This window comes from Dethiosulfatibacter sp. (assembly GCF_983023055.1).
Window position 1 is genome coordinate 1 of record NZ_CEZJXU010000097.1, and the last position, 6,784, is coordinate 6,784.

8 protein-coding genes are annotated in these 6,784 nt (G+C 35.2%); 7 read left to right on the forward strand and 1 reads right to left on the reverse strand.

From position 1 onward, the window contains the following. Both AC3AX0_RS04995 and AC3AX0_RS05000 read left to right on the forward strand, forming a co-directional pair. On the forward strand, positions 1 to 83 hold an 83-nt coding region (locus AC3AX0_RS04995; protein ID WP_487549215.1), incomplete at its 5' end, for a helix-turn-helix domain-containing protein. Positions 84 to 311: 228 nt separating this feature from the next. Continuing rightward, complete coding sequence (locus AC3AX0_RS05000; RefSeq protein WP_487549208.1) at positions 312 to 1,763, forward strand: trimethylamine methyltransferase family protein; 1,452 nt, start codon at positions 312 to 314, stop codon at positions 1,761 to 1,763. Positions 1,764 to 1,843: 80 nt separating this feature from the next. Here the strand turns inward: AC3AX0_RS05000 and AC3AX0_RS05005 are convergent, their stop codons facing one another. Beyond that, on the reverse strand, positions 1,844 to 2,200 hold the full coding sequence (locus tag AC3AX0_RS05005) for a cupin domain-containing protein (RefSeq protein WP_487549209.1): 357 nt from the start codon (positions 2,198 to 2,200) through the stop codon (positions 1,844 to 1,846). A gap of 165 nt (positions 2,201 to 2,365) precedes the next feature. On the opposite strand from AC3AX0_RS05005, the gene AC3AX0_RS05010 reads away from it, so the two are divergent. From AC3AX0_RS05010 to AC3AX0_RS05030, 5 genes are all read left to right on the forward strand, one after another. Next, positions 2,366 to 3,367: an extracellular solute-binding protein gene (locus AC3AX0_RS05010; protein ID WP_487549210.1), complete on the forward strand. Its 1,002-nt coding sequence runs from the start codon at positions 2,366 to 2,368 to the stop codon at positions 3,365 to 3,367. A gap of 7 nt (positions 3,368 to 3,374) precedes the next feature. Next, positions 3,375 to 4,877 (forward strand): ABC transporter permease, encoded by a 1,503-nt coding sequence (locus tag AC3AX0_RS05015; RefSeq protein WP_487549211.1) that lies wholly within the window; start codon positions 3,375 to 3,377, stop codon positions 4,875 to 4,877. Continuing rightward, positions 4,874 to 5,542, forward strand: coding sequence for an ATP-binding cassette domain-containing protein (locus tag AC3AX0_RS05020; protein ID WP_487549212.1), 669 nt, complete (start codon positions 4,874 to 4,876; stop codon positions 5,540 to 5,542). Before AC3AX0_RS05015 ends, AC3AX0_RS05020 begins: the two co-directional genes overlap by 4 nt. Beyond that, positions 5,526 to 6,521 carry a hypothetical protein gene (locus AC3AX0_RS05025; protein WP_487549213.1) on the forward strand — a complete coding sequence of 332 codons (996 nt, stop codon included), beginning with the start codon at positions 5,526 to 5,528 and terminating at the stop codon, positions 6,519 to 6,521. The genes AC3AX0_RS05020 and AC3AX0_RS05025 overlap by 17 nt, the downstream gene beginning before the upstream one ends. A 23-nt stretch (positions 6,522 to 6,544) precedes the next feature. Beyond that, positions 6,545 to 6,784: hypothetical protein (locus AC3AX0_RS05030; protein WP_487549214.1), on the forward strand; the 240-nt coding region annotated here is incomplete at its 3' end.

Genomic DNA, 6,784 nt, shown 5'->3' on the forward strand with positions numbered 1-6,784 from the left:
ACAGAACTCGGGCTGCAAAAATGCTTAAGATAGGAAGGACGGCTTTCTACAACAAAATGAAAAGATACAATATTAAGGACTGATGACGCGACATAGTAGCGTGTGCACAAATAAGAACAACTGTTCATAAATAAGAACAACAATCTAGGTGTCTGTGGATGAAATTATGAAAGTTTGTCCTAGGATATCTTTTTTTTATGGATTTTTCTGATTATTGCCTGTCCGTGGCATATGAAATGATCCCTGCCACATAATTGGCACGGAAATTGCTTTATTCATATATAAAATAAAGTTTTTTGGAGGATACAGAAATGCCATTATGTGGAGTTGCATCAAATTATTACAGGCCCTTGTCACAAGGAGACATTCAAGCTATCAGCGGAGCTTCAATTAGGATTCTTGAAGAGGCTGGTTACATGATTGAGCACGAAGGTGCATTGAAGATGCTTGAGGAAGTAGGATGCATCATAGATTATGAAAAGAAGATAGCAAAGATACCTGAAAATGTACTTATGGATTATGTAAAGATGGCTCCTGCCAGGATAAGGCTCTGTGGAAGGTCCAAGAAAAGGGATGTAATAATTGAGCCAAACAGGGTTCATTTCGACGGTGGTGGAGGATCCATCAAGATTTACGATATAGAAACGGGAGAAAGAAGAGATTCAACACTAAAAGACCTTGCAATGATGGCGAAGATTACTGATGCCCTTGAAAATGTTCATTTAATGGATACTCCATGTATGCCAAATGATATAGCGATGGGAAATCTAGATCTCAACAGAATATTTGCAACAACCAACAATACTGATAAGCATCTTATGGTAGGAATGTATGATGATCCTGATAAGATAATAAAAATGGGACATATCATTGCTGGAGGAGAGGAGAATTTCAGGAAAAGACCTTTCTTCTCAATGATAGTGTGCACAATCAGCCCGTTGAAATTCGAGCCAACGTATGTTGACAAGGTTATAAAATATGTAAAAGCTGGAGTTCCGGTATATCTTGATACCTGTCCTACTGCAGGGCTCAATGCACCTATGACATTGGCAGGATTGGTGGCCCAGGCAAATGCGGAGTCCCTCTTCAATGTATTTTTTCCACAGGTTATAAAACAGGGTGCACCTGCTTTTTATACTGTAGTTCCAAATGTTGCGGACATGAGAACTTCAAGATTCTCATTCGGTGCAGTTGAAAATGGAATGATGAATGCCGCCCTTGCACAGATGGCAGCATATTATAATCTTCCACTTTATTCCACAGCAGGTCTTACGGAAGCAAAAACAAGCGACTTCCAGGCCGGTGTTGAAAAGACCATGCAGGTAATGCTTGGAGCAATGGCAGGTGGACAGCTAATACATGATACAAATGGAATGCTTGATTCAAGTCTTACATACTCAGCAGATCAGCTTGTGTTGGATAATGAGGTAAACGGCATGGTCTTGAGAGTACTGAGAGGAATAGAGGTAAATGAAAAGACAATTGCCGAAGAAGTTATAAAGGCGGTAGGTCCTGGAGGAGAGTTCATCACCCAGAGGCATACCTGTGAACATGCAAGGACGGAACTTTACTATCCCGAGCTTGCTGTAAGAGAGTCCTACGGCGAATGGTTCGATGGAGGCCAGAAGGGAATGAAGGAAAGAGCCCACGACAAGGTTCTGGATATAGTTAAAAACCATGTAGCACCAAGACTGGACGATGATATTGTAAGGGAACTCAAGAAAGAATTTCCAGAGATACAGGTTGAGGAATGCATGGTGTAAGAAATAATTAAATATAAAGAAAACCCTGACGATTATGCCGGTGCATAATCGTCAGGGTTTTTGTTTTGCAGTATAATTATCTAGTCTTCGAATCCAACATGACCTCTTTCAGGTACGACGCACATGAATTTGAATGTATCTTTTCCGTTGTTCAAGAGCTGATGTTCCTTTTCTGGAGGAATAAACATAAATGACTCTTTTTCTAGAGGATAGTCTTTTCCATCAAGAAAGAGAGTACCTTTTCCATCAATAATATAAACTATATGTGGGTATTCGTGGCTGTGTTTTCCAGAATAGCCCTCTTCGCCAACTTCAAAAATCCTCATTACATATCCGTCCCAACCTTCAGCAGGAGAAACAAGAACCTTTCCAATGATGTTTTCATAACCAGGAGCACTGATTTCATGAATTTTACAATTTTTTTCACTTGATACCATAAGTATAAACCTCCAAATATTTGATTATTTATTATATCATTTCATTGTATGGCTAACAATGGTAGAACCAATAAAATTTTCTGCAAAATTTTAAATAATTTGATTTTAAGCAAATGATTATTTGTGATATAATCTATGAAATGAAAATGGATATTTGGAGGAATAATGTTTAAGAGATTAATTGGAATTTCAGTTGTTGTTTTCTTGTTTATCATAGCTGTTTCCTGTAATAATGACCTAGTCAATAAAAATGGAGTGGTAATAGTCTATACATCTGTTGATCAGAATGTTTCGGAATTGATATTTGATGATTTTGAAAAAGAAACAGGAATAATAGTCAAGCCAGTCTATGACATAGAAGCATCAAAAACCACAGGGCTTGTAAATAGACTCATTGCTGAAAAGGAAAATCCCCAGGCCGATGTATTCTGGAGTTCTGAGATAATTATGACTTTAAGACTTGAAGAAGAGGGAATTCTGCAGCCTTATATATCTGAAAACAGCCTGAGTATACCTGACTCCTATAAGGATAATAAAGGTTACTGGACAGGCTTTGGAGGAAGGGCAAGGGTCATGATAATTAATACAGATAGTATGGCCAGTGGAGTTTATCCCGACTCGGTTCATGATTTGACTGATAAGAAATACAGTAGTTATAAAAAGGCAATTGCCTATCCACTGTTTGGTACTGCCATGACCCATATGTTTGTTATGAATCAGAAATGGGGAGAAAATGAAACTATCGATTATTTTAACTCAGCAATAGAAAATAATACTCTTATTGTTGATGGGAATTCAGTGGTTAGAGATTTGGTTGCATCTGGGGAAGTGGCATTTGGGATAACGGATACTGATGATGCCTATGGAGCCCTAAGAGACGGCAAGCCGGTGGAAATATTATATCTTGACCAGGACGGCGAAGGTACTCTTCTTATTCCCAATACCACAGGTCTAATAAATGATTGCATCAACACAAAAGAGGGAAAATTGTTCATAGATTATCTATTAAATCCAAAAACTGTGGATAAACTTGTAGAAATTGGGTTCATTGATATTTCATTACAGGATGAAAACAGTGGAATTAATTTTATTGAATGTGATTTCCAGGAAGCATATGCTAACAGCAGCAATATCCTAAATAAAATAAAGGAAAATATTATAAGGTAGCCTTAATATGAGTAAAAGACGAGAGGGAATCATCAAAACAATATCATATTTGATTTTCCTGGTTCCAGTTGTGCCTTATCTGTTTATGTTTTTAAATATTACAAAGTCGGATGTAAATATTTTCAATGTTTTTACATTTAGAAGGATAATATTGCTAATAAAGTCTGCTGGGCTTGGAATTTCGGTATCCTTTATTTCCATGACGTTGGGACTATTCTTGTCTTTGTTTATAGCTAAAAGGAGGAAAAACTTTTCTATACTAGCTGTTTTCCTTTTGACTTTTTATATGATTTCTCCCTATATACATGCAATGAGCTGGCTTGAAATATTTAGTGTCGGTAAATTTGCATTTATTAAGACTTGTCTTGTTCTTTCCATGTATTACTTGCCTCTTAACATGGCAATTGTGTTACTTGGAATGAATTCTATTGACAATGATTATGTTAAAATGGGTAGAATATATAGAAATGATGACGTTGTATTTTACAAGATAATACTCAATATGCTTAAACCATACTTGCTTGGTGCCATGTCTTTTGTATTTATCCTTTCATCCTCTGATTTTAGTGTACCTTCATTGTTTCAGCTTAAAACCTATAGTTTTGAAATATTCACATCATATTCATCAGGGGCTGATATTGGTGAAGTAATAGTCTTGTCCTTACCTCTTATTGCTCTGAATTTAACGGCATTTATCATTATGTTTTTAAATTACAGGAAAATGTCTTATGAATTCAAGGGGTCATCAATTCTAAGAAACTATAATCTGAAGCTTGGTAACAAAAGCAGGTTAATGGAAGTTATTGCTCTTGCTTTGGCAGCATCTCTTGTTGCAGTAATGGTTATGAATTTTAAAAACATTGGCAATATTAATATGGTGGTTGATACTTTTTATGAAAATATTGATGCGATTTTGTATTCAATATATATATCAGTTTTGGCTACAGCTATTTCAGTACTTTTGGTATTAATGGCAAATAAGCTCAATACTTCTTTATTTGCAAGTATTGCACTGCTTTCTCCGCTTCTTCTTTCAGGCTCTTTAGTAGGAATAAGTATCATAGGAATTTTTATAAAATCAAATTCTTATGGTTATTTATTAAATAGGGATATGTTGCTTATATATTCAAATACGGTCAAATCAATTCCTGTTGTTTATCTTGTGTTAAAAGCATGTTTTGATACTGAAAACAGAGACCTTATAAGATGTGGAAAAATTTATCAAAAAAGTTTATGGCATCGCATATTAAAGGTTGAAATACCAATGAGAGGATTGCATATAGCAGGAGCTTTCTTCTTTGGATTCTCATATGTGTTTGGAGAGATTTCATCTTCGATTTTACTGATACCTCCGGGTAAGCAGTTGGTTGCTCTTAAAATATACAGTTATCTTCATTATGGAAGTGGAAGCAGAATTTCAGCTTTGGGATTAATAATAATATTGTTTTTTGGGTTGTTGACGTCTGTCTTCATATATATAGTCAATAGAAAGAGAAGGTATATAAGATGAGTGAAATTTTAAGAATCAAAAATATTCAGATGGATTATGAAGGTAATTCAAGAAAGATGGATCATAGTGTATTAAATGGTCTGAGTCTTGTAATGGAAAAGGGTGATGTGTTTTCCATAATGGGTAAATCCGGTGTTGGAAAAACTACGCTGATAAATGCAATAGCAGGATTTGAACGAATCAAATCTGGAGATATAGTAATAAATGGCATTGATGTCAGCAGTAACAAAGTTTTTCTTGAACCTTCAAAGAGAAATATAGGATGGGTAGCTCAGGACTCCTGTCTATGGCCTTTTATGACAATGAAAGAAAACATTGGTTATGGATTGAAAAATGGATGGACTGAAAGAATGAATGAAATTATTGAAGTCTTTGGAATAAATAGTATTATGGATAAATATCCAAATGAGGTATCTAAAGGTGAAGGCAAGAGAGTATCAATTGCAAGAGCAATATGTTGCGGGGCAGAACTTCTCCTTATGGATGAACCCTTTTCAGATCTTGACAGCGAAACAAAAAAAGACATAATGGATATGATAACAAGGATACAGGAGGATACAAACCTTACTATTCTTATTGCCAGTCACAATCTTGATGAAAATATAAGTTTTTCAGATAAAATATTCGAACTTGAAAAAGGGGTATTGAATGAAAGAAAGATATAAAATAATTTTTCCTGCTATTTTGATAGTATTTGTTATGATTTTAACTTCTTGTACAGGGACAAATAAAGATGCCTCAATCGAGATTAACAATATCCTTGAAGAAAATGCAGTAAATGATATTGTTAACTATAAGGGCAAAATCTACGCGGGGTGTCTTGAAGGAGTATTTGAAATAGATCCTGAAAATTTTGAAAGCAAGAAGCTTGATAATGAAGATATATTTTTGGTAAAAGACCTTTTGGTCTATGGAGACAATTTGTATATTGGACATGATAGTGGAATAACTGTTTACGATGGTAATAATTTCACTAAAATTCTTGATGAAACTTCAGGAGTATCCGACATTAGGGTAAATACCATGATGATTGATAGTAAAGATACAATATGGGCGGGAACCTATGAAGGTGTTCTAAAGAAAACAGATAATGAATGGGAAGAAATAACTACTGATGACGGACTGGCTTTCAAAATTGTGTTTTTAATAATGGAAGATGAATATGGCGGTATGATATTTGGACATTATGGCTCCCGATATGATGGCATCAGCTATTTAAAGGATGGAAAATGGTCGTATTTCGATAAGGACAATGGACTTCCTCACAACTATATTGTTTCGGGGATGGAAAATGAAGATTTAATTTATATTGCAACAGGGTTTTATGATACAGGCGGGTTTGCAGTCTTTAAACCTTCAGAAGAAGGTATAGGGCTTGAATATACAATTATAAAAGAATGGGGAAAATATGGAAGCAAGCCGAGAAGTTTAAATATTGATGATGCTTATATGTGGATAGGAACTGAATACAACGGATTATGTATTATGGAGGAGGATGAGTTTATAGTATTGGATATGGAAGATGGTTTACTGGACAACGAAGTTAAAGTTACTTATTTTGATGATGAAGGAAGGGCTTGGCTGGCAACCAAGAAGGGTATATCCATAGTCAAAAAGTCAGAGGTATATTCTTTAATTCATTAAAGAATACGAGAGGAGTGAATTGAATGAAATTGGAAAAGGCATTTAAAGAGTATCAGGCATTAAAAGAAAAGAAGGATATGGGTAAGATTAAAGATAAAAAATTTGAAAAGGCTGTAGGAAAAATTATTGGAGTATCCGATGAAGGTGTGGAGTGGAAGGTGGATAAGGATGGAAACTGGCTAAGAAATGATAATGGTGAGTGGATAAAGGATACCATAAAGACTAAGAAACAACCACAGGGTCCCCAGTCCTTATTTCAATTG